Genomic DNA, 20,950 nt, shown 5'->3' with positions numbered 1-20,950 from the left:
ACCGGCCCGGGGCCGACGGTTCCGCCCAGGACACCGCCGCCCCATGGACGACGACCACGGCCGCGACCACGCGGCCCGCGTGACAGATGGAGACAGGACGAGCATGGCTTCCCGCAAGGACGCGCAGCATGTCGCCGACAGCCACGGACTGATCCGCGTGCACGGCGCACGCGTGAACAATCTCAAGGACGTCAGTGTCGAGATCCCCAAGCGTCGGCTGACGGTGTTCACCGGCGTCTCCGGCTCGGGCAAGAGCTCTCTGGTCTTCAGCACCATCGCCGCGGAGTCGCAGCGGATGATCAACGAGACCTACAGCACCTTCGTCCAGGGCTTCATGCCGACGCCGGCGCGACCCGAGGTCGACGTCCTCGACGGCCTGACGACCGCGATCACCGTCGACCAACAGCGGATGGGTGCCGATCCCCGGTCGACCGTCGGCACCGCCACCGACGCCAACGCCATGCTGCGCATCCTCTTCAGCCGGCTCGGCACACCACACATCGGCCCGCCCGGCGCCTACTCCTTCAACACCGCCTCGGTCCGGGCGAGCGGCGGGATCACCGTCGAACGCGGCGCCGCCAGAACGAAGACCGTGAAGGCGACCTTCAACCGCACCGGCGGCATGTGCACGCGCTGCGAGGGCCGGGGCTCCGTCTCCGACATCGACCTCACCCAGCTCTACGACGACTCCAAGTCACTCTCCGAGGGCGCGTTCACCATCCCCGGCTGGAAGTCGGACAGTCAGTGGACCGTGCAGGTCTACGCCCAGTCCGGCTTCGTCGACCCGGACAAGCCGATCCGCAGGTACACCAGGAAGGAACTGCAGGCCTTCCTCTACGGGGAGCCGGTCAAGGTCAAGGTCAACGGCGTCAACCTCACCTACGAGGGGCTGATCCCCAAGGTCCAGAAGTCCTTCCTGTCCAAGGACAAGGAGGCGCTGCAGCCGCACATCCGGGCGTTCGTGGAGCGGGCAGTCACCTTCACCACCTGCCCCGAGTGCGACGGCACCCGGCTCAGTGAGGGCGCGCGGTCCTCGAAGATCAAGGGGGTCAGCATCGCCGACGCCTGCGTCATGGAGATCCGCAATCTGGCCGAATGGGTGCGTGGCATCGACGAGCCCTCGGTGGCGCCGTTGCTCGCGGCGCTCCAGCAGACCCTCGACTCGTTCTCGGAGATCGGCCTCGGCTATCTCTCGCTCGACCGGCCCGCGGGCACGCTCTCGGGCGGCGAGGCGCAGCGCGTCAAGATGATCCGCCACCTCGGCTCCTCGCTCACCGACATCACCTACGTCTTCGACGAGCCCACCATCGGGCTGCACCCGCACGACATCCAGCGGATGAACAAGCTGCTGCTGCGGCTCCGGGACAAGGGAAACACGGTGCTCGTCGTGGAGCACAAGCCGGAGACCATCGTCATCGCCGACCACGTCGTCGACCTCGGCCCCGGGGCGGGCAGCGCGGGCGGCACCGTCTGTTTCGAGGGCACCGTCGAGGGGCTGAGGGCCGGCAACACCGTCACGGGGCGCCATTTCGACGACCGGGCAGCCGTCAAGGAGTCGGTGCGCAAGCCCACCGGCGTACTGGAGATCCGCGGGGCGTCGGCGCACAACCTGCGGGACGTCGACGTCGACATCCCCCTCGGGGTGCTCACCGTCGTCACCGGTGTCGCCGGTTCCGGCAAGAGCTCGCTCGTGCACGCGTCGATCCCGCCCGGGGAGAACGTGGTGTCGGTCGACCAGAGCCCGATCAAGGGTTCACGGCGGAGCAACCCGGCCACGTACACCGGGCTGCTCGACCCGATCCGCAAGGCGTTCGCCAAGACCAACGGTGTGAAGCCGGCCCTGTTCAGCGCCAATTCCGAGGGTGCCTGCCCCACGTGCAACGGCGCGGGCGTCATCTACACCGACCTGGGCATGATGGCCGGTGTCGCGACGACCTGTGAGGACTGCGAGGGGAAGCGTTTCGACGCCTCGGTGCTCGAATACCGTCTGGGCGGCCGCGACATCAGCGAGGTGCTCGCGATGTCGGTCGCCGAAGCCGAGGAGTTCTTCGGCACCGGAGACGCGAGCACTCCGGCCGCGCATCGTGTCCTCCGCCGGCTCGCCGACGTGGGGCTCGGCTACCTCAGCCTCGGCCAGCCCCTCACCACGCTGTCCGGCGGTGAACGGCAGCGGCTCAAGCTGGCCACCCACATGGCAGAGAAGGGCGGCGTCTACGTCCTCGACGAGCCGACCGCCGGTCTCCATCTCGCCGACGTCCAGCAGTTGCTCGGCCTGCTCGACCGGCTCGTCGACTCCGGCAAGTCGGTCGTCGTCGTCGAGCATCACCAGGCGGTCATGGCGCACGCCGACTGGATCATCGATCTCGGGCCCGGCGCCGGCCACGACGGTGGCCGGATCGTCTTCGAAGGCACGCCGGCCGACCTCGTCGCCGGCCGTTCCACCCTCACCGGCGAGCACCTCGCGGCTTACGTGAGCGCCTGACCGGGGCCGCCCGACGCCAAGTCCTGTGCGCGGCGTCGGGCTACGCCTCCGGACACGTTCCCGGGGACAAGGCCGTATCACCCGGATGATCCAGGCACATTTCGGAGAGTTCAAGGTCACAGTCGGTAGCCCTGCTGCCCGTCAGAGTGCTGACCTAGCATCTGAGCATGACGGTCCTGCCTGCTGACGGGCTTCCCCTGGCCGCCGAGTTCCCCGACCCCTCCCACGATCAGTGGCAGAGCCTTGCCGAAGGCGTACTGCGCAGGTCAGGTAAGGACGTCACGGGTTCGGCCGCCGAGGAAGCACTGTCCACCGCGCTCGGGGACGGGCTCACAGTCCGCCCGCTGTACACCTCCGACGACGCAGTGCCGGACCCCGGCCTGCCCGGCTTCGCACCCTTCATACGGGGCGGCAGGGCCCGTGGGAACACCGCGGACGGGTGGGACGTGCGCCAGCGCCACGCGCTGGCCGATCCCGTGCGCCTCAACGAGGCCGTGCTCGGCGACCTGGAGAACGGCGTCACCTCCCTCTGGCTGGCCGTGGGCGGGCCCGGCGGGGTGCCGGTCGCCGGTCTGGCCCGTGCGCTGGAAGGCGTCCTCCTCGACCTGGCGCCCGTCGCGCTCGACCCCGGCCCCGATCCCGGGCCGGCCGTCCGGGAGTTGCTCGGGCTCTACGAGGCCCGGGGCGTCGCCAAGGACGCCGCGCGGGGCAGCCTCGGGGTGGACCCGCTCGGTGGGGCCGCGCGTACGGGCACGGAGCCGGGGCTGAGCGGTGCCGTCGACTGGTCGCTGCTGTGCTCCCGCGAGTACCCGGGGCTGCGCGCCCTGGCCGTCGACGCGCTGCCGTACCACGAGGCGGGCGGCTCGGCGGCCCAGGAGCTGGGGCTCTCGCTCGCCACCGGTGTCGCCTACCTCCGGGCGCTGACGGCGGCCGGGCTCCCGGTCGAGGCGGCGTGCGCACAGCTGGAGTTCCGGTACGCGGCGACGGCCGACCAGTTCCTGACGATCGCGAAACTGCGGGCGGCGCGGCGGCTGTGGGCCCGTGTCGCCGAGGTCTGCGGGGCTCCGGACGCCGGGGCGCAGCGGCAGCACGCCGTGACCTCGTCGGTGATGATGACCCGTCGTGATCCGTGGGTGAACATGCTGCGGACGACGTTGGCCTGTCTGGGCGCGGGCGTCGGCGGAGCCGAATCCGTCACCGTACTGCCGTTCGATCACGCGCTGGGGTTGCCGGACGCGTTCGCCCGTCGGATCGCCCGCAACACGTCGACGATCCTGATGGAGGAGTCCCATCTGGCCCGGGTGACGGACCCGGCGGGCGGTTCCTGGTACGTCGAGCGGCTGACCGACGAACTCGCGGCTGCCGCTTGGACGTTCTTCCAGGAGATCGAGCGGGCCGGCGGTCAGGCCGCCGCGCTGCGCTCCGGCATGGTCCAGGAGCGGCTCGCGGCCACCTGGGCGGCACGGAGCAGGGATCTGGCACGGCGCAAGGAGCCGGTGACCGGGGTCAGCACGTTCCCGGCTCTCGACGAGCGGCCGGTGGAGCGCGATCCCGCCCCCGCCGTACCGCCGGGCGGCGGACTGCCCAAGGTCCGGCGTGACGAGGCGTTCGAAGCGCTGCGTGCCCGGTCGGACGCGCACCTCGCGGCCACGGGCAGTCGCCCGAAGGTGTTCGTCGCGGCCCTCGGGCCCGCCTCGGTGCACACCGCCCGGGCCTCCTTCGCGGCGAACCTCTTCCTGTCGGGCGGCATCGAACCCGTCCACGAGCCGATTTCGGTGGACGCGTCGACCGTTGCCGCGGCCTTCACCGCAAGTGGTGCGACGACCGCCTGTCTCTGCTCGGCGGACACGCTCTACGCCGAGCACGCCGACTCCGTCGCGGCGGCCCTGAGGGCAGCGGGAGCCGAAAGGATCCTCCTCGCGGGGCGGCCGGACGAGTACGCCGGAGCCGACGTCCATGTGTTCGCCGGCTGCGACGTGGTCGCCGTCCTCTCCTCCGAACTCGACCGCATGGGAGTGGCGTGATGCAGCAGACCCCCGAGACCCCCGCCGTCCCTTCCGGGACCCCCGTGCCGGACTTCTCCGACGTGGCGCTGGACGGCGGGCCTCCCCCCGAGGTCACCGAGGACAGGTGGCACGCCGCGGTGAAGGAGTCGGCCGGCCTGTCCGAGGACGAACTGCTCTGGGAAACCCCGGAGGGCATCGAGGTCAAGCCGCTGTACACCGGGCAGGACCTGGAGGGGCTCGACTTCCTCGGGACCTATCCCGGCATCGCCCCGTTCCTGCGCGGCCCGTACCCGACGATGTACGTCAATCAGCCCTGGACGATCCGTCAGTACGCCGGGTTCTCCACGGCCGAGGAGTCCAACGCCTTCTACCGGCGCAATCTGGCGGCCGGACAGAAGGGCCTGTCGATCGCGTTCGACCTGCCCACCCACCGCGGCTACGACAGCGACCACCCCCGTGTGACGGGCGACGTCGGCATGGCGGGCGTGGCGATCGACTCGATCTACGACATGCGACAGCTCTTCGACGGCATCCCGCTGGACAGGATGTCGGTGTCGATGACGATGAACGGCGCGGTGCTGCCCGTACTCGCCCTGTACATCGTCGCCGCGGAGGAGCAGGGCGTACCGCCGGAGAAGCTGGCCGGGACCATCCAGAACGACATCCTCAAGGAGTTCATGGTCCGCAACACCTACATCTACCCGCCCGGCCCCTCCATGCGGATCATCTCCGACATCTTCGCGTTCACCTCGCAGAAGATGCCGCGCTACAACTCCATCTCCATCTCCGGCTACCACATCCAGGAAGCGGGTGCGACGGCCGACCTGGAGCTGGCGTACACGCTCGCGGACGGGGTGGAGTACCTGCGGGCCGGGCAGGCGGTGGGTCTTGACGTGGACGCGTTCGCCCCGCGGCTCTCCTTCTTCTGGGCGATCGGCATGAACTTCTTCATGGAGATCGCGAAGCTGCGGGCGGCACGGCTGCTGTGGGCGAAGCTGGTCAGGGAGTTCGGGCCGGAGAACCCCAAGTCCCTCTCGCTGCGCACCCATTCGCAGACGTCCGGCTGGTCCCTGACCGCTCAGGACGTGTTCAACAATGTGACGCGTACCTGCGTCGAGGCGATGGCGGCGACCCAGGGGCACACCCAGTCGCTGCACACCAACGCGCTCGACGAGGCTCTCGCGCTCCCGACGGACTTCTCGGCGCGGATCGCCCGCAACACCCAGCTGCTGCTCCAGCAGGAGTCCGGCACCTGCCGGGTCATCGACCCCTGGGGCGGCAGCGCGTACGTGGAGAAGCTGACGCACGACCTGGCGCGGCGGGCCTGGCAGCACATCGAGGAGGTCGAGGCGGCCGGCGGCATGGCCAAGGCCATCGACGCGGGCATCCCGAAGCTCAGGATCGAGGAGGCCGCGGCCCGGACGCAGGCGCGGATCGACGCCGGACGTCAGCCCGTCATCGGCGTCAACAAGTACCGGGTGGAGACCGACGAGAAGATCGACGTGCTCAAGGTCGACAACTCCTCGGTGCGTACCCAGCAGATCGAGAAGCTGCGCCGGCTGCGCGAGGAGCGCGACGAGACGGCCTGCCAGGAGGCGCTGGCCGCCCTGACCGCCGCGGCGGGGCAGGACCCCGGGCCGGGGCTGGAGGGCAATCTGCTGGCGCTGGCCGTCGACGCCGCCCGGGCCATGGCCACCGTCGGGGAGATCTCGGACGCGCTGGAGAAGGTGTACGGCAGGCACGCGGGCCAGATCCGTACGATCTCGGGCGTGTACCGCAAAGAGACAGGAGAGTCCCCGTCCGTGGACCGCACCAGGGCCCTGGTCGACGGCTTCGAGGAGGCGGAGGGCCGGCGTCCGCGCATTCTCGTCGCCAAGATGGGCCAGGACGGCCACGACCGCGGCCAGAAGGTGATCGCGACGGCCTTCGCGGACCTGGGCTTCGACGTCGACGTCGGCCCCCTGTTCCAGACGCCGGGCGAGGTCGCCCGGCAGGCGGTCGAGGCGGACGTGCACATCGTGGGTGTGTCGTCGCTCGCCGCGGGTCACCTCACGCTCGTACCCGCGCTGCGCGAGGAGCTGGCAGCCGAGGGCCGGGAGGACATCATGATCGTGGTGGGCGGGGTGATCCCGCCGCAGGACGTCGAGGCGCTGCACGAGGCGGGTGCCGCGGCGGTGTTCCCACCCGGCACGGTGATCCCGGACGCCGCCCACGACCTGGTCACGCGGCTCGGTGCCGCGCTCGGCCACCGGCTGTGAGCCGCTGACGGTGGCTGCGACGGTGAATACGCGTATCGACATCGACGCCTACGCCAAGGGTGTGCTCGACGGGAAGCGGGCGTTCGTGGCGCGCGCCATCACGCTCGTGGAGTCGACCCGTCCCGACCACCGGGCACTGGCGCAGCGGTTGCTGAGCGAGCTCCTGCCGCATGCCGGGCAGGCCAGGCGCATCGGAATCAGCGGCGTGCCGGGGGTGGGGAAGTCCACGTTCATCGACGCGCTCGGCACCTTGCTGACGGGACTCGGGCACCGGGTCGCGGTGCTGGCCGTGGACCCGTCGTCCAATCGTACGGGCGGTTCCGTCCTGGGGGACAAGACCCGGATGGAACGGCTGGCGGTGGACCCGGGGGCGTTCGTGCGGCCCTCGCCCACGGCCGGGACCCTCGGCGGGGTGGCCAAGGCGACCCGCGAGGCCATGGTGGTGATGGAGGCGGCAGGCTACGACGTCGTACTGGTGGAGACGGTCGGGGTCGGGCAGTCGGAGACGGCGGTCGCCGGCATGGTCGACACCTTCCTGCTCCTCACTCTGGCCCGAACCGGCGATCAGCTGCAGGGCATCAAGAAGGGCGTCCTGGAGCTGGCCGACGTCATCGCGGTCAACAAGGCGGACGGCCCGCACGAGCGTGACGCCCGCTCGGCGGCGCGTGAGCTGGCGGGCGCGCTGCGGCTGATGCACCCCGTGGACGCCGCGTGGACTCCCCCGGTACTGACCTGCAGTGCCAGGGAATCGACCGGGCTGGACGCACTGTGGGAGCGGCTGGAGCAGCACCGCACGCTCCTGGAGTCCACCGGGCGGCTGTCGGCCAAGCGCCGTGAGCAGCAGGTGGACTGGACGTGGGCGATGGTCCGTGACGAGCTGCTCGACAGCCTGCGCGGCCATCCGGGGGTGCGCGCACTGACCCCTGATCTCGAACAGCGCGTGCGCGAGGGCGAGTTGACGGCCACACTGGCGGCCGAGCAGATCCTTCGGGCGTTCCGCGGGGACGGCTGAGAGCGGATCCGGGGCAGGCCTGCCCCGGATCCGCCCATGGGCGGATCCGGGGCCTTCCACCTTTCCCAGGGCGCGTGGTACGGTGCATTCAGCACACGTGATTGCCCACATCGGGCACCAGTGCTTCTCTCCCGCTGTTGCGCCCGTCCTTCTACGACCGGCGATCCAGCTCCTCGCACTTCTTCTCCGTCCGGTTCGGGCTTCTTCCGCCCGTCGTACGAGGCGTGATTCCGACCGCCTCGCCCTTCGCCGGACCTCTCGTTCGCCTTGTCCGCGAAAGGACCCACCATGACCAGCACACTCGAACGCCCCGTGACCCCGCAGAAGCAGCCCGTCCGTACCGCCGGTGTCCTCGACACCACGAACAACGGGCACGGTGTACTGCGCACCGACGGTGGCCATCCCTCCCCCGGCGACGTCCAGGTGTCGCCCGCACTGATCCGGCGGCACGGCCTGCGCCAGGGCGATGTCGTCGAGGGGACGTGCGAGCGCCCTCGCGCCCTCTTCGACATCGACTCCGTCAACGGCCGTGCGGCGCACGAGCTCCGGGGCCGCCCGCACTTCCGCGACCTCACCCCGCTCCACCCCAGGGAGCGACTGCGCCTGGAGAGGCCGGGCGGTGGCCCGGCCCCGAGGATCATCGACCTCGTCTCCCCCGTCGGCAAGGGGCAGCGCGGCCTGATCGTCGCACCGCCGAAGACCGGCAAGACCGTGCTGCTGCAACAGATCGCCGCGTCGGTCGCCGCCAACCATCCCGAGTGCCATCTGATGGTGGTCCTCCTGGACGAACGCCCGGAAGAGGTCACGGACATGCTCCGCTCCGTGCGCGGCGAGGTGTACGCCTCCACCTTCGACCGGCCCGCCAAGGAGCACATCGCACTGGCCGATCTCGCTGTCGAACGCGCCAAACGGCTGGTCGAACAGGGCCAGGACGTCGTGATCCTCCTCGACTCCCTCACCCGGCTGTGCCGCGCGCACAACAACAACGCCGGAGCAGGCGGCCGCACGTTGAGCGGCGGTGTGGACGCGGCGGCGCTCGCCGGCCCCAAGAAGCTGTTCGGGGCGGCCAGGCTCGCCGAGGAAGGGGGTTCGCTCACCATCCTGGCCACCGTGCTGGTGGACACCGGTTCACGGGCCGACGACTACTTCTTCGAGGAGCTCAAGGGCACCGGCAACATGGAGCTCCGCCTCGACCGCGTGTCGGCCGACCGGCGGGTCTTCCCCGCGGTCGACATCGCCCCCTCCGGCACCCGCCGCGAGGAACTCCTGCTGCCGGCCGCGGAACTGACCGCCGTACGGGGGCTGCGGCGCGCTCTCCGGTCGAGGGACGCCCAGGCCATGCTCGAAGCGCTGCTGGACGGGATCCGCCGGACCCCCGACAACGCCGCCTTCCTCCGGCAGGTCAGGCGGACCGTCCCCGACGCGTGACCGCACGGTCACCGCGGGCGTGCCCGGCTGCCGGGCACGCCCGTCCGGCAGCTCAACCCGCGGCACCCAGCGCGTCGGCGACCAGGGAGCGGGCCTCGTCCTGGACCCTGGCCAGGTGTCCGGGACCCTGGAAGCTCTCCGCGTACACCTTGTAGACGTCCTCCGTGCCGGAGGGCCGGGCCGCGAACCACGCGCTGTCGGTGCAGACCTTGAGCCCGCCGATGGCGGCGCCGTTGCCGGGTGCCTCGGTGAGCACGGCGGTGATCGGCTCACCGGCCAGTGTGTCCGCGGTGACCTGCTCCGGGGAGAGCCTGGCCAGCACCGCCTTCTGCTCGCGGGTCGCCGGTGCGTCGACCCGGGCGTAGGCCGGATCACCGAACCGGCCGGTGAGTTCGGCGTAGTGCTGGGAGGGGGTGGAGCCGGTGACCGCCGTGATCTCCGAGGCGAGCAGGGCGAGCAGGATCCCGTCCTTGTCGGTGGTCCACACCCGGCCGTCGCGGCGCAGGAAGGACGCTCCGGCGGACTCCTCCCCGCCGAATCCCAGGGTGCCGCCGAACAGCCCGTCGACGAACCACTTGAAGCCGACCGGTACCTCCACCAGCCCGCGCCCGAGGTCCGCGGCGACCCTGTCGATCATGGAGGAGGAGACCAGGGTCTTGCCGATGCCGGCGCCTGCCGGCCAGCCCTCGCGGTGGGAGCAGAGGTAACGGATCGCCACGGCCAGGTAGTGGTTGGGGTTCATCAGTCCGCCGTCGGGCGTGACGATGCCGTGCCGGTCGGCGTCGGCGTCGTTGCCGGTGGCGATGGTGTACGCGTCGCGTCGCTCGATCAACGAGGCCATGGCGTGCGGCGAGGAGCAGTCCATGCGGATCTTCCCGTCCCAGTCCAGCGTCATGAAACGCCAGGTGGGGTCGGCGAGCGGATTGACCACCGTCAGGTCCAGCCGGTGGCGCTCGGCGATCCGTCCCCAGTACGCGACCGAGGCGCCGCCGAGGGGGTCGGCGCCGATCCGGATGCCGGCATCACGTACGGCGTCCAGGTCGAGCACGGCCGGGAGGTCGTCGACGTAGGCGGTCAGGAAGTCGTGCCGCCCGGTGGTGCCCGCGGCGAGGGCCCGGGCGTAGGGAATCCGCCGGACCTCCTTCAGCCCGCCCTCGATCAGGGCGTTGGCCCGGTCCTGGATCCATGAGGTGGCGTCGGAGCCGGCCGGTCCGCCGTGCGGCGGGTTGTACTTGAACCCGCCGTCGGCGGGCGGGTTGTGCGAGGGCGTGACGACGATGCCGTCGGCGAGACCGCCCGTGCGGTCACGGTTGTACGTGAGGATCGCGTGGGAGACAGCCGGGGTCGGCGTGTAGCCGTCGTCGCTGTCGATCAGGACGGTGGCGCCGTTGGCGGCCAGCACCTCCACGGCTGTGACCCGCGCGGGTTCGGACAGTGCGTGGGTGTCCGCGCCGAGGAACAGTGGCCCGTCGGTGCCCTGCCGCTCCCGGTAGTCGCAGATGGCCTGGGTGGTGGCGGCGATGTGGTCCTCGTTGAACGCCGCCGCGAGTGCTGATCCGCGGTGGCCCGACGTTCCGAAGGCCACACGCTGGCCGGGCTCGGCCGGGTCGGGGTGGACCGTGTAGTAGGCGGTCACCAGCCGTGCCACGTCCACCAGGTCTCCGGGCTGCGCCGGTTGACCGGCCCGTTCGTGAACCATCGATTCTCCTCTGTCCTCATCAGGCGTCCGCGGACCGCCGCCGAGTGGACGATCATGACGCGTCGCACCCGCGATACTGCCTCTTCGGCCGCACGCACGGGTACTCGGCCGCACCAGCAGTACATCCGGCGCGTGGTGGATCGCGGGGCGCTTCCACCTCAGTTGGCCGGTTCACGCGGACAACTGAGCCAGGGGGCGGCCGGAGTGGCGAATGCCGCCCCGACGGCCGGGCACGGCTTCCCGGCATCGGCGGAAATCCGGAAGCCGCACTCGGGTAACACCACTCGGCGTCAATTCTCCGCACCTTTCCGTCAGTCTCATCCGACCTTCTCAGATTTCCACCCTGAATTAGCAAGGCGACCACGCGGCACGCTCACCCTGCACTTCAGCCAGGAACACATTCGGTCACGATCGCCCGACACGCCGCAGGAGAACTCATATAGGCATGAACGCGAGTCATGCGTGTTTTCCCGCACATGGTCTGCCACAGTGCTTTCGGTCTCACCCTCTTGATCTCGCCGCTGTATTCCTTGCCGCCGGTGTGCACACCGACCGGCTCTTCCGGGCATGTGAAAGAGAGCCATGCGTGCTGCAGATGAGTTGCACCGACGAAAACCGCCTGACGGTCCTTCACCTTGTCCAGCCGGTTGACGGAGGTGTCGCACGCGTCGTGACCGATCTCGTCGCGGAGCAGGTCCGGGCAGGGCTTCGGCCCGTCGTGGCCTGCCCGCCCGAAGGACCGCTGGCGGCCGGGGCGTCCGACGCCGGGGCCCGGGTGTACGCCTGGCCGGCGGAGCGCGCTCCCGGTCCCCGGCTGGGCCAGGAGATCCGTACGGCGAACCGTCTGATCCGCGCATGTGCTCCCGACGTGATCCATACCCACAGCGCCAAGGCGGGACTCGCCGGGCGGCTGGCCGTGCGCGGCCGGATCCCGACGGTGTTCCAGCCGCACGCGTGGTCGTTCGAGGCCCTGGAGGGCAGGGCCGCCGGACTGGCCATGGTGTGGGAACGGTTCGGTGCGCGGTGGAGCCACCGCATCGTCTGCGTCAGCGAGTCCGAGCGCCGAGCAGGTCAGCGCGCGGGCATCACGGCCCGCTGGTCCGTGATCCACAACGGCATCGACCTCGGCCGCTTCAGGCCCGCCCGCGAGGGTGCCGCCGCGTCGGCACGCGCCTCACTGCCGCTGCTCCGGGGGATCCCGCCCGACGCGCCGCTCGTCGTGTGCGTCGGACGCCTGAGCCGGCAGAAGGGCCAGGACGTCCTGCTGCGGGCCTGGCGCACCGCGTCGGTGGACGGTGCGCGGCTGGTCCTGGTCGGCGACGGGCCGTACGCGGACGACCTGCGGCGTACCGCGCCCCCCGGCGTGCTGTTCACCGGCGCCAGTCCCGATGTGCGGCCCTGGATCCACGCGGCGGACCTGCTGGTCCTGCCCTCGCGCTGGGAGGGGATGGCGCTGGCCCCCCTCGAAGCCATGGCCTGCGGCACGCCCGTCCTGCTGACCGACGTCAACGGGGCCCGGGAGAGCCTGCCCCCCTGTCAGCTGCCCCACTGCCTCGTGCCGCCCGAGGACCCCGACGCCCTCGCCGCGGCGCTGACCACGCTGCTGAGCGACCCGGTCCTACGGGCGGAGCTCGGCCGCACGGCGCAGAGCCGCACCCGGGCGGACTTCGACGTGACGAGGACCGCCGGGGCGGTTCTGCGCCTCTACCAGGAACTTGTCGGCCAGTCCCACCCCACGACGAGGAAGCGCACCGAGCGATGACGACGGAGAGTGCACCTGTTCCCCGAGCCGCCCCGGGAACTGCCGTACGGCAGGCGGCTACCACGATCCGGCCGCCGCGCAGCGGCGGTCACGCGGGTGCTCCGGCCTCCCGGGGGGCCGGAGGCCGCAGCCACCCGCGGGCTCCTGTGACGCTCATGGCCTGCGACGTGCTCGCGCTCGGTCCGGCCGTGGTCCTGGTCGCCCCCGGATCGTGGCCCCCGGTCGTCGTCCTCCTGCAGGCCGCCGTCCAGCTGCTCCTGAACGCGTACCGGGGCCTGTACCGCACCAGGCTCTCCCCGTCCGCCCTGGCGGAACTGCCCGCGCTGAGCGGGCTGGCGGCGGTGCAGTGGTACCTCGTCGCCGAGGCGGTGGCCGCCCAGGACCCGCTCCGCGCCACCGGGTGGTGGGCACTCGCCGGCGCGGCAGGTGTCCAGACCATGGTGAGCTTCGGGGCACGCGCCGTCGTCCACAGGTCCCGGCTGTGGTCGGCGGCGCGCGATCCGCGGTCCACCCTGGTGATCGGCGACGGTCCGGTCACCACCAGGGTCATCGCCGTCCTGCAGGAGCACACGCAGTACGGGATGCGGCCGGTCGGCAGGGTGGCGGTGTCGGCCACGGACCCGGGCAAGGCGGTCGACGTACCGGCGGACGCGGCGCCGCTGCCGGTCCTCGCGTCGGTCCAGGACGCCGGCCGGGCCGTCGTGCAGAACTCCGTACGGCACGCGGTCTTCACGGTTCCGCCCGAGACCGTGCCCGACGGGGCGGAGCTCTTCTCGCTGTTCGCCCGGCACGGCTGCCGGGTGTGGCTGATCACTGATCAGGGGACGGCCGCGCGGTGCCGGACCGGGCCGCGGCCGGACCATGTGTGGGGCTTCGCTGCCCAGTCACTGCACACCGGACCGCACAGGCCGGTGGCTCGCCGGGTGAAGCGGGCCATGGACGCCGCCATGGCCTCGGTCGCCCTGATCGTGGCCTCCCCGGTGCTGGCCGCCTGCGCCCTCGCCGTGCGCGTGTGCGACGGACCGGGAGTCATCTTCCGGCAGGAGCGGGTCGGCGGACACGGGCGGCCGTTCGTCCTTCTGAAGTTCCGCACGCTGCGCCCGGCCGACGCGCACGAGTCGGCCACGCGGTGGAACGTGGCGGCGGACGGGCGCATGAGCCGGGTCGGCAGAACGCTGCGCAGGACGTCGCTCGACGAGCTGCCGCAGCTGTGGAACGTCGTACGCGGCGACATGAGCCTGGTCGGCCCACGTCCCGAACGCCCCTATTTTGTGCAGCAGTTCAGCCGGACGTACCCCGGTTACCGGGCCCGGCACCGGATGCCCGTCGGCATCACGGGGCTGGCCCAGGTCCACGGTCTGCGCGGCGACACCTCGATCGAGGACCGGGCCCGGTTCGACAACCGGTACATCGAGACGTGGTCGCTGTGGCAGGACGTGTGCGTGCTGGCGCGCACGGCCGGCTCGGTGTTCCGGCTCGGAGGCAGCTGAACCGTGACGCTCACCGTGACCACGGCGCCCGCACCGCCGGCCGCCTCGGAGGAGGCGGCCCCGCCCTGGTGGCACCGGCGATGGCCGTTGCTGCCGCTCATCGCGGCCGTCCTGCTCGTGGGCGTACCGTCCGACGGCGCGGGTACCGGAGGCGCGTTCGTCGTACCGGCGGCCGATCTGCTCTCCGGTGCGGCCGTCCTCGTCTGCGCCGGCCACCTCGTGTTCCTGCGGCGGCGGCCGCTCACACCGGCCGCGGCGGTCGTGCTCGGGCTGCCGGCCGTAGGCCTCGCCGTGGCCGCGGTCACCGCCGCGGACCCGGTGGCGGCACTGCCCGGGTTCGTGCGGTACCTGCAGGTCTTCGTCCTCGTGCCGGCCGCCGTGCTCCTCCTGGTCAGGGATGCTCGGGGGTTCCGGGCCGTCACCGGCGCGCTCGTCCTGACGGCGGCCGTCCAGGGCGTGACGGGCGTCCACCAGTACGTCACCGGCTCCGGTGCCTCCTACATGGGGCAGGACGTCCGCGCGGTCGGCACGTTCGGCCCCGGTGACGTGATGGGCATGGCGACGGTCGTCGGCTACGGTCTGGTCGCGGCCACCGCGTTCGCGCTCCGCACCCCCGCCGGCACACCGCGACGGCTGAAGCCGTGGGCCGCGCCGGTCGCCGCGCTGCTGGCCGTGCCGCTCGCCCTGTCGTTCAGCCGGGGCGCGTGGATCGCCACGGCGGCGGGGGTCCTCGCCGTGATCGCGTCAACCGGGCTACGGCAGGCGGTCCGCGCGCTGGCGGTGCTGGGCGCGGCCGGAGTCGTCCTGGTCGGTGGTTTCGGTGTCGGGTCCGAGATGATCTCGCAGCGGCTCACCAGCATCACCCAGGTGACCAGCACCCCCGACCGGTCGGTCAACGACCGTTACACCATGTGGGCCGCCGCGGCGGGGATGTGGCGCGAGCGACCCGCGACCGGCGTCGGTCTGAAGGGCTTCCCCGCGCACCGGGACGGGCACGCCTCGATCGGACTCTCCGCCGGCAGCGACACGGCGGGGGCCGGGCAGGAGTTCCGTAAGCAGCCGCTGCTCTCGCCCCACAACATGTATCTGCTGGTCCTCAGCGAGCAGGGCCTCATCGGCCTCACCGCGCTCGTGGGCTCCTGGGCGGCGCTCCTGGTCGGTGGCGTGCGCAGGCTGCTGCTCGCCCGGGCCCGGGGAGCCGCGGCCGTCGACTGCGGTCTCGCCGCCGTCGGGCTGATGGCCTGGCAGACGGTCGACTTTCTGTACGCCGATATCGGCGGCCCCTCCACCGTCCTCACGGGCATCGTGCTCGGGCTCGCTGCGTGGTGGGCGCTGGCGGAGCCGGAGAGGACGACCGTCGCGTGAGCGGGACCGCCACGGATCCGGCCGCGGGGGCGCCGGTCACCGGGACATCCACGCGTCACTCCCCCGTGCGGCCAGGACGCTTCCTGGCCCGGGCGGCGGCCGGCGCCGGAGGGCTGACCGTGATCGCCGCCCTGCTGGGGCTCGTACGCGACCAGGCCATCGCCCGGTTCTTCGGCGCCAGTCATGCCAGCGACGCCTTCCTGGTCGCCTGGACCGTGCCGGAGATGGCGGCCACGCTGCTGATCGAGGACGGCATGGCACTGCTGCTCGTGCCCGCGTTCAGCCTGGCCCTGACCCGGCGTGCCGCCGGGGACCCGGGGCCGGACCCTGTCCGCGCACTGGTGGCCGGCACCCTGCCCCGGCTGTCCGCCGCGCTGGCCTGTGCGGGCGGGCTGCTCATCTGGGGCGCCCCCTGGGCCGTCGGCGTCCTGGCGCCCGGTCTTGACGACCCGCGGCTCGCGGTGGACTGCACGCGGCTGACGGCCGTCACCGTGCTCACGTTCGGTGTCACGGGGTACTTCAGCGCCGCGTCGCGGGCGCACGGCCGGTTCCTGGCACCGGCCGGTGTCTACATCGCGTACAACATCGGCATCATCGGCATGACCCTGGCATTGCACTCCGTCTGGGGTGTGCGCGCCGCGGCCGCGGGGGTGGCCGTAGGCAGCCTGCTGATGGTCCTCACCCTGCTGCCCACGTTCCTGCGGCTGGTGCCGGGGCGACGCGGGAAGCGGGCGCCCCGGACGCGGGCTTCCGCGCTTCTCGGTACGACGGTCCTGGCACCGGTCGTCCTGTTCGTGGTCAGCCGTCAGTCGCAGGTCTTCGTCGAGCGGTTCCTCGCCTCGTCACTGCCGGACGGGGCCATCTCCCACCTCAACTACGCGCAGAAGGTGGCACAGCTGCCGATGGTGCTGTCCATGATGATCTGCACGGTGACCTTCCCCGTCGTCGCGCGGGCCATGGCGGCCGGGGACCGGGAGGGGGCACGGCAACGGGTCGAACGCGATCTCGCGCTGGCCGGCACCGTGGTGCTGCTGGGCACGGCGACGGTGCTCGGCTGCGCTCCCGAGATCGTCGAAATCCTCTTCCAGCGTGGGGCCTTCGACGCCGCGGACACCGCCGCCACGGCCGGTGTCATGCGGATCTACGCACTCGGGCTGCTCGGCCACACACTGGTCGGCGCCCTGTGCCGGCCGTTCTTCTCGACCGGCCGGCCCACCTGGTACCCGCTCGGTGCGATGGGCGCGGGGCTGCTGGTCACCGCCGTCGCCGGACTGCTCCTGACCGGCCCGTTCGGCGTGAACGGCATCGCGGCGGCCAACGCAGTCGGCATCAGCACGGCAGCCCTCCTGATGCTCCTGGGGCTGGGCTCGCGAGCGGTCGCCGTACGGGCCGGGGCAGTCGCCCTCTCCCTCGCCCGGCCGGCGGCCGCCGCGGCGGTCGCCGCGGCCGTCGGCCGGCTGGCCACGGATCTGGCGCCCGGACCGGTGGCGGGTCTGGCGGCCGGCTGCCTCCTCGTCCCCACGGCCTTCCTCCTCGCCGGGATCGTGTTCAGAGCCCCGGAAGCCCTTCATCTGCTGGCACTCATCCGACAGAGGTTCCCCCATGGCCGCTGACACCTCGGCACCCCGTGTCCCCGCGCTCCCTCTCCGGTCCCGGCCGTGGATCCTGACCTATCACTCGGTGAGCGATCCCACGGACGATCCGTACGGCATCACCGTCTCCGCCGACCGGCTGGACGAGCAGCTGACCTGGCTGCGGCGCCGGGGGCTGCGAGGCGTCGGGATGTCGGCGCTACTGCGTGCGCGGGCCGCCGGGGAACGGGGGCTGGTCGGGCTCACGTTCGACGACGGGTACGCCGACTTCCTCGGCGAGGCGCTTCCGGTGCTGCTCGCCCACCGCTGCACGGCGACGGTGTTCGTCCTCCCCGGACGGCCCGGCGGCTCCAACGACTGGGATCCGCTGGGGCCTCGAAGACCACTGCTGACCGAGGAGGGCGTCCGGGGCGTCGCCTCGGCGGGTATGGAGGTCGGCTCGCACGGGATGCTCCACCGGGACCTCACCGTGTTGTCCGACGAGGAACTGCGCCAGGAGACGTGGGGCAGCCGGGACGCGCTGCACCACGTCCTCGGGCAGCCGCCCGCCGGCTTCTGCTACCCGTACGGCACGGCCGATCGGCGGGTGGTCGAGTCCGTACGGGAGGCGGGATACGCCTACGGCTGCGCCCTCGTCCCCGGACCCCTCGCGGGACCGCTCGCCCTTCCCCGTACGCATGTCAGCCACGCCGACCGGGGTGTCCGCCTGCGCGCCAAGGAAGTGCGGCACCGGCTGCGGACCCGCTCCGCCGGTACCCCGGTGCCGGGTGACGCCGGATGAGGGCGCTGCACGTCATCACCGGCCTCGGTGTCGGGGGCGCGGAGCAGCAGTTGCGTCTGCTGCTCCGCCATCTCCCGGTGCGCTGCGACGTCGTGACGCTGACCAACCCGGGAGCGGTCGCGGAAGGGCTGCGCGCCGACGGCGTCCGTGTCCGGGACCTGGGGATGCGGAGCAACCGTGACCTCGGCGCCGTGCCCCGGCTGGCCCGGCTCATCCGGCGTGGTTCGTACGACCTCGTGCACACACATCTCTACCGGGCCTGTGTCTACGGCAGGATCGCGGCGCGCCTCGCCGGGACCACCGTGGTCGCGACGGAGCATTCACTGGGGCGCGAGGAGATCGAGGGACGGCCGCTCACCCGCGGCACCCGGGAGCTCTACCTCCGCACGGAGCGGCTCGGAGCGGCGACGGTCGCCGTCTCCGACACCGTCGCGGGCAGGCTGCGCGACTGGGGTGTGCCGGCCGCGCGGATCCACACCGTCCCCAACGGCATCGACGTGGCGGACTTCCGTTTCGACGGCGCGCGACGGCGTGCCACGCGGGCCCTGTTGCAGCTTCCCGAAGCCGCCTTCGTGGTGGGGGGTGTCGGCAGACTGGTCCCGGGCAAACGCTTCGACCTGCTGATCCGGGCCGTCGCCGCTCTCCCCGGTGCCTGGCTCGTACTGGCCGGGGACGGGCCGGAAGCCGTGCCGCTGCGCGCCCTCGCCGCCCGGCTCGGCGTGACCGGCCGGGTCAGGTTCCTCGGCGAGTGCGGCACCACGGGCGCGGCCCCTGACATCCCCGCGGTACTCAGCGGCATCGACGCGTTCGTCTCGGTGTCCCGCGAGGAATCCTTCGGTCTCGCCGTCGTCGAAGCCCTGGCCGCGGGGCTGCCCGTGCTGCACGCGGCCTGTCCCGCCATCGAGGACCTCCCGGCCGGCCGGGTGCCGGGCGCGACCCGTATCGGTCCGGCCTCCGGCACGACCGATCCCACGAGCGAGCTGACGGGCGCGCTGTGCCGCCTCATGCGGAGCGGCGCCCGCAGACTGCCGCCCCCCGCCGCCGTGGACCGGTACGACATCAGACTCAGCAGCCGGCGCCTCATGGACGTCTACGCACAGGCCGTCGGCACCGCCACCGTTTCCCCGACCGAGAGAGCGAAGCCATGACCGAGTCGCCCGAGCAGCAGCCCGCCGCCCCCGGACGGTGGCGCAGGCGCCGCCCCGCATTCGCACGGCCCCCTTGGTGGCCCCTGCCCGCCGGGGTCCTGCTCGGAGCCGCCTGCGGATTCTCGTACGGAATGCTCGCCCCGTCCGAGTACGCGGCGACCGGTTACGCGATGGTCACCGCGGGCAAGGACATCGACCCGGCGGCCGCCCTGGGGTACGCGCAGTCGTACGGCCGCCTCGCCACCAGCGACGCCACCCTCGCCTACGCCAAGGGGGCGGCGGGGGAGCCCGTCCGCGAACTACGCACACACGTGCGGTCCGAGACCTCCCCCGACTCGCCGATGATCGCGGTCACCGGTACGTCGGCCGACCGGAACCGTGCCGCGGACATCGCCAACGCGGTGACCGAGGCGGTGGTCGTCAGCAGTGGACATGTCGCGAAGGACACAGGCGTGAAGGTGATCAAGTTCTCGCACGCCGTGCCGCCCGTCGATCCCGTGTCCCCCTCCGCGCCCCTCGGCACGGCCGTGGGCGGCTGCGCGGGCGGGCTGGTCGGCGGACTGGTCCTGCTCGTCCGCCCGCGCTCCGGGCGCCGTGACGCCACCGCCCAGGTACCGGCCCCCGCCCAGGGTGGCTCCGCCGACGAACGGGAGCTCGTGCGATGAACACCCACCCTCACGGACGGCTGACCGTCACCCTCTGCCGGGATCTGCCGGACTTCGCGGACCTCGCCCCCGAGTGGGAGGCGCTGCACCGCCGCTGCCCCACCGCCACGCCGTTCCAGAGTCACGCGTGGCTCCACTCGTGGTGGCTCTCCTACGGAACGCCCGGCCGGCTCAGGGTCGTACTGGCGCGCCGGGGCAGGCGTCTGATCGGCGCGGCGCCGCTGATGCTCGTGCACCGCCCGATGCCTCTGCTGGTGCCGATGGGCGGCGCGATCTCCGACTTCTCCGACATCCTGGTGGACGGCGAGGACACCCGGGCGGCGGTCACCGCGCTGGAGCGCGGGCTGCACCGGGCGGCCGCGCACACGGTGGTGGACCTTCGGGAGGTCCGGCCCGACGCCTCGGCGCACCTGCTGTTCGAGGCGTGGTCCGGTGCCCGGAGCAGCCGCGCTGACTCGACCTGCATGGAACTGCCCGCCGAGCCGATCGACGCCCTCATCGGCCGGATGACCGGTTCGCGTGCCCAGCGGGCCCGGGCCAAACTGCGCCGCATCGACGCGCTGGGCATCGAGTGCCGCTCGGTGCCCGTCCACCGGGTCGCGGGCGCGATCGGCACCATGCTGCGGCTGCACGAGCTCCAATGGCTCGGCAAGGGGGTCACCCCGGAGCACCTGCGGCCCCGTTTCTGCGCGCATCTGGTGCGCTCCGCCCGCCGGATGGTGCGCGACGGTGAGGCATCGGTCCGGGAGTTCCTGCTCGACGGGGAGGTGGTGGCCGCCGATCTGTCGTTCCGGTCCGCGCAGTTGACCGGGGGTTACCTCTACGGCGCCGATCCTCGGCTCAGGGAGCGGAAGGTGGATGTCTCCTCGATGCTGCTCCGCGAGCTGGCGCGGGAGTCCGGGGCCGGCCAGGGCCGCGGCGTGCTGAGCCTGCTGCGCGGCTCGGAGCGGTACAAGAATCACTGGGGCCCCGTGCCGGTCGTCAATCAGCGTCTGCTGCTGGCCCGTTCCTCGCTGGAGCCGCTGCTGCGGCTGCGGGAGACACAGATGACCGTGCGGGACCGGGCGGCCGAATCGGTGAAGTCCCGTTTCCCCGGGGCGCGGGACTGGCGTGGTCTGCTCAGTCAGCTCCCGGAGGCGGGGCTCGCGGCCCTCGGCCGGGGTTGAGCCGGGATGATGAGTTTTGGGCCGATCCGTTACCGTCTGTCGAGTGCGGCGTTGTCAGGGCATACCGGCCGCACGCTCGGCGGCCGGTTCCGAATC

General features: G+C 72.1%; 14 protein-coding genes. 13 read left to right on the top strand and 1 reads right to left on the bottom strand.

Annotated elements, in window-relative coordinates:
* Positions 1-103 precede the first annotated feature (103 nt).
* The 5 genes from ABT001_RS09220 to rho all read left to right on the top strand — a co-directional run bounded on the left by ABT001_RS09220 (position 104) and on the right by rho (position 9,186).
* Positions 104-2,482, top strand: a complete 2,379-nt coding sequence (locus ABT001_RS09220; protein WP_351274607.1) for an ATP-binding cassette domain-containing protein — start codon at positions 104-106, stop codon at positions 2,480-2,482.
* 167 nt (positions 2,483-2,649) lie between these two features.
* A complete protein-coding gene (mutA, locus tag ABT001_RS09215; protein WP_351274604.1) occupies positions 2,650-4,506 on the top strand; it encodes a methylmalonyl-CoA mutase small subunit in 1,857 nt (618 codons plus the stop codon).
* Positions 4,506-6,746 carry a methylmalonyl-CoA mutase gene (gene scpA / locus ABT001_RS09210; RefSeq protein ID WP_351274602.1) on the top strand — a complete coding sequence of 747 codons (2,241 nt, stop codon included), beginning with the start codon at positions 4,506-4,508 and terminating at the stop codon, positions 6,744-6,746. The genes mutA and scpA overlap by 1 nt, the downstream gene beginning before the upstream one ends.
* Positions 6,747-6,768: 22 nt before the next feature.
* Complete coding sequence (meaB, locus tag ABT001_RS09205; protein ID WP_351274599.1) at positions 6,769-7,758, top strand: methylmalonyl Co-A mutase-associated GTPase MeaB; 990 nt, start codon at positions 6,769-6,771, stop codon at positions 7,756-7,758.
* 288 nt (positions 7,759-8,046) lie between these two features.
* On the top strand, positions 8,047-9,186 hold the full coding sequence (gene rho, locus ABT001_RS09200; RefSeq protein WP_351274596.1) for a transcription termination factor Rho: 1,140 nt from the start codon (positions 8,047-8,049) through the stop codon (positions 9,184-9,186).
* Between the two features lie 52 nt (positions 9,187-9,238).
* Here the strand turns inward: rho and pgm are convergent, their stop codons facing one another.
* On the bottom strand, positions 9,239-10,885 hold the full coding sequence (gene pgm, locus ABT001_RS09195; RefSeq protein ID WP_351274593.1) for a phosphoglucomutase (alpha-D-glucose-1,6-bisphosphate-dependent): 1,647 nt from the start codon (positions 10,883-10,885) through the stop codon (positions 9,239-9,241).
* 586 nt (positions 10,886-11,471) lie between these two features.
* On the opposite strand from pgm, the gene ABT001_RS09190 reads away from it, so the two are divergent.
* The 8 genes from ABT001_RS09190 to ABT001_RS09155 are packed head-to-tail and all read left to right on the top strand — an operon-like array spanning position 11,472 to position 20,854.
* Complete coding sequence (locus tag ABT001_RS09190; RefSeq protein ID WP_351274590.1) at positions 11,472-12,647, top strand: glycosyltransferase family 4 protein; 1,176 nt, start codon at positions 11,472-11,474, stop codon at positions 12,645-12,647.
* A complete protein-coding gene (locus tag ABT001_RS09185) occupies positions 12,644-14,137 on the top strand; it encodes a sugar transferase (protein WP_351274588.1) in 1,494 nt (497 codons plus the stop codon). The genes ABT001_RS09190 and ABT001_RS09185 overlap by 4 nt, the downstream gene beginning before the upstream one ends.
* A gap of 3 nt (positions 14,138-14,140) precedes the next feature.
* The gene (locus ABT001_RS09180) at positions 14,141-15,502 is read left to right on the top strand and encodes an O-antigen ligase family protein (protein WP_351274586.1); all 1,362 of its coding nucleotides are present in this window, start codon (positions 14,141-14,143) and stop codon (positions 15,500-15,502) included.
* Entirely contained in the window at positions 15,499-17,115 is a 1,617-nt protein-coding gene (locus tag ABT001_RS09175; RefSeq protein WP_351274584.1) for a lipid II flippase MurJ, read from the top strand. Before ABT001_RS09180 ends, ABT001_RS09175 begins: the two co-directional genes overlap by 4 nt.
* On the top strand, positions 17,105-17,875 hold the full coding sequence (locus tag ABT001_RS09170; RefSeq protein ID WP_351274581.1) for a polysaccharide deacetylase family protein: 771 nt from the start codon (positions 17,105-17,107) through the stop codon (positions 17,873-17,875). The genes ABT001_RS09175 and ABT001_RS09170 overlap by 11 nt, the downstream gene beginning before the upstream one ends.
* Positions 17,872-19,023 (top strand): glycosyltransferase, encoded by a 1,152-nt coding sequence (locus ABT001_RS09165; protein WP_351274578.1) that lies wholly within the window; start codon positions 17,872-17,874, stop codon positions 19,021-19,023. The genes ABT001_RS09170 and ABT001_RS09165 overlap by 4 nt, the downstream gene beginning before the upstream one ends.
* Positions 19,020-19,688, top strand: coding sequence for a YveK family protein (locus tag ABT001_RS09160; protein ID WP_351274575.1), 669 nt, complete (start codon positions 19,020-19,022; stop codon positions 19,686-19,688). The genes ABT001_RS09165 and ABT001_RS09160 overlap by 4 nt, the downstream gene beginning before the upstream one ends.
* Positions 19,685-20,854, top strand: coding sequence for a GNAT family N-acetyltransferase (locus ABT001_RS09155; RefSeq protein WP_351274572.1), 1,170 nt, complete (start codon positions 19,685-19,687; stop codon positions 20,852-20,854). The genes ABT001_RS09160 and ABT001_RS09155 overlap by 4 nt, the downstream gene beginning before the upstream one ends.
* Positions 20,855-20,950: the final 96 nt, after the last annotated feature.

Origin of the sequence: Streptomyces sp. NPDC002793 (genome assembly GCF_040295485.1) — a bacterium.
In the GTDB taxonomy this organism is placed as follows: Bacteria; Actinomycetota; Actinomycetes; order Streptomycetales; family Streptomycetaceae; genus Streptomyces.
The sequence above is the reverse complement of the archived record's forward strand: the minus strand, read 5'-3'. Positions and strand labels throughout refer to the sequence as shown.

Bases quoted from the DNA above. Each gene is read 5' to 3' on its own strand.
- ABT001_RS09220 (WP_351274607.1), top strand. From the start codon at position 104: ATGGCTTCCCGCAAGGACGCGCAGCATGTCGCCGACAGCCACGGACTG.
- mutA (WP_351274604.1), top strand. From the start codon at position 2,650: ATGACGGTCCTGCCTGCTGACGGGCTTCCCCTGGCCGCCGAGTTCCCC.
- scpA (WP_351274602.1), top strand. From the start codon at position 4,506: ATGCAGCAGACCCCCGAGACCCCCGCCGTCCCTTCCGGGACCCCCGTG.
- rho (WP_351274596.1), top strand. From the start codon at position 8,047: ATGACCAGCACACTCGAACGCCCCGTGACCCCGCAGAAGCAGCCCGTC.
- pgm (WP_351274593.1), bottom strand. From the start codon at position 10,885: ATGGTTCACGAACGGGCCGGTCAACCGGCGCAGCCCGGAGACCTGGTG.
- ABT001_RS09185 (WP_351274588.1), top strand. From the start codon at position 12,644: ATGACGACGGAGAGTGCACCTGTTCCCCGAGCCGCCCCGGGAACTGCC.
- ABT001_RS09170 (WP_351274581.1), top strand. From the start codon at position 17,105: ATGGCCGCTGACACCTCGGCACCCCGTGTCCCCGCGCTCCCTCTCCGG.
- ABT001_RS09165 (WP_351274578.1), top strand. From the start codon at position 17,872: ATGAGGGCGCTGCACGTCATCACCGGCCTCGGTGTCGGGGGCGCGGAG.
- ABT001_RS09160 (WP_351274575.1), top strand. From the start codon at position 19,020: ATGACCGAGTCGCCCGAGCAGCAGCCCGCCGCCCCCGGACGGTGGCGC.
- ABT001_RS09155 (WP_351274572.1), top strand. From the start codon at position 19,685: ATGAACACCCACCCTCACGGACGGCTGACCGTCACCCTCTGCCGGGAT.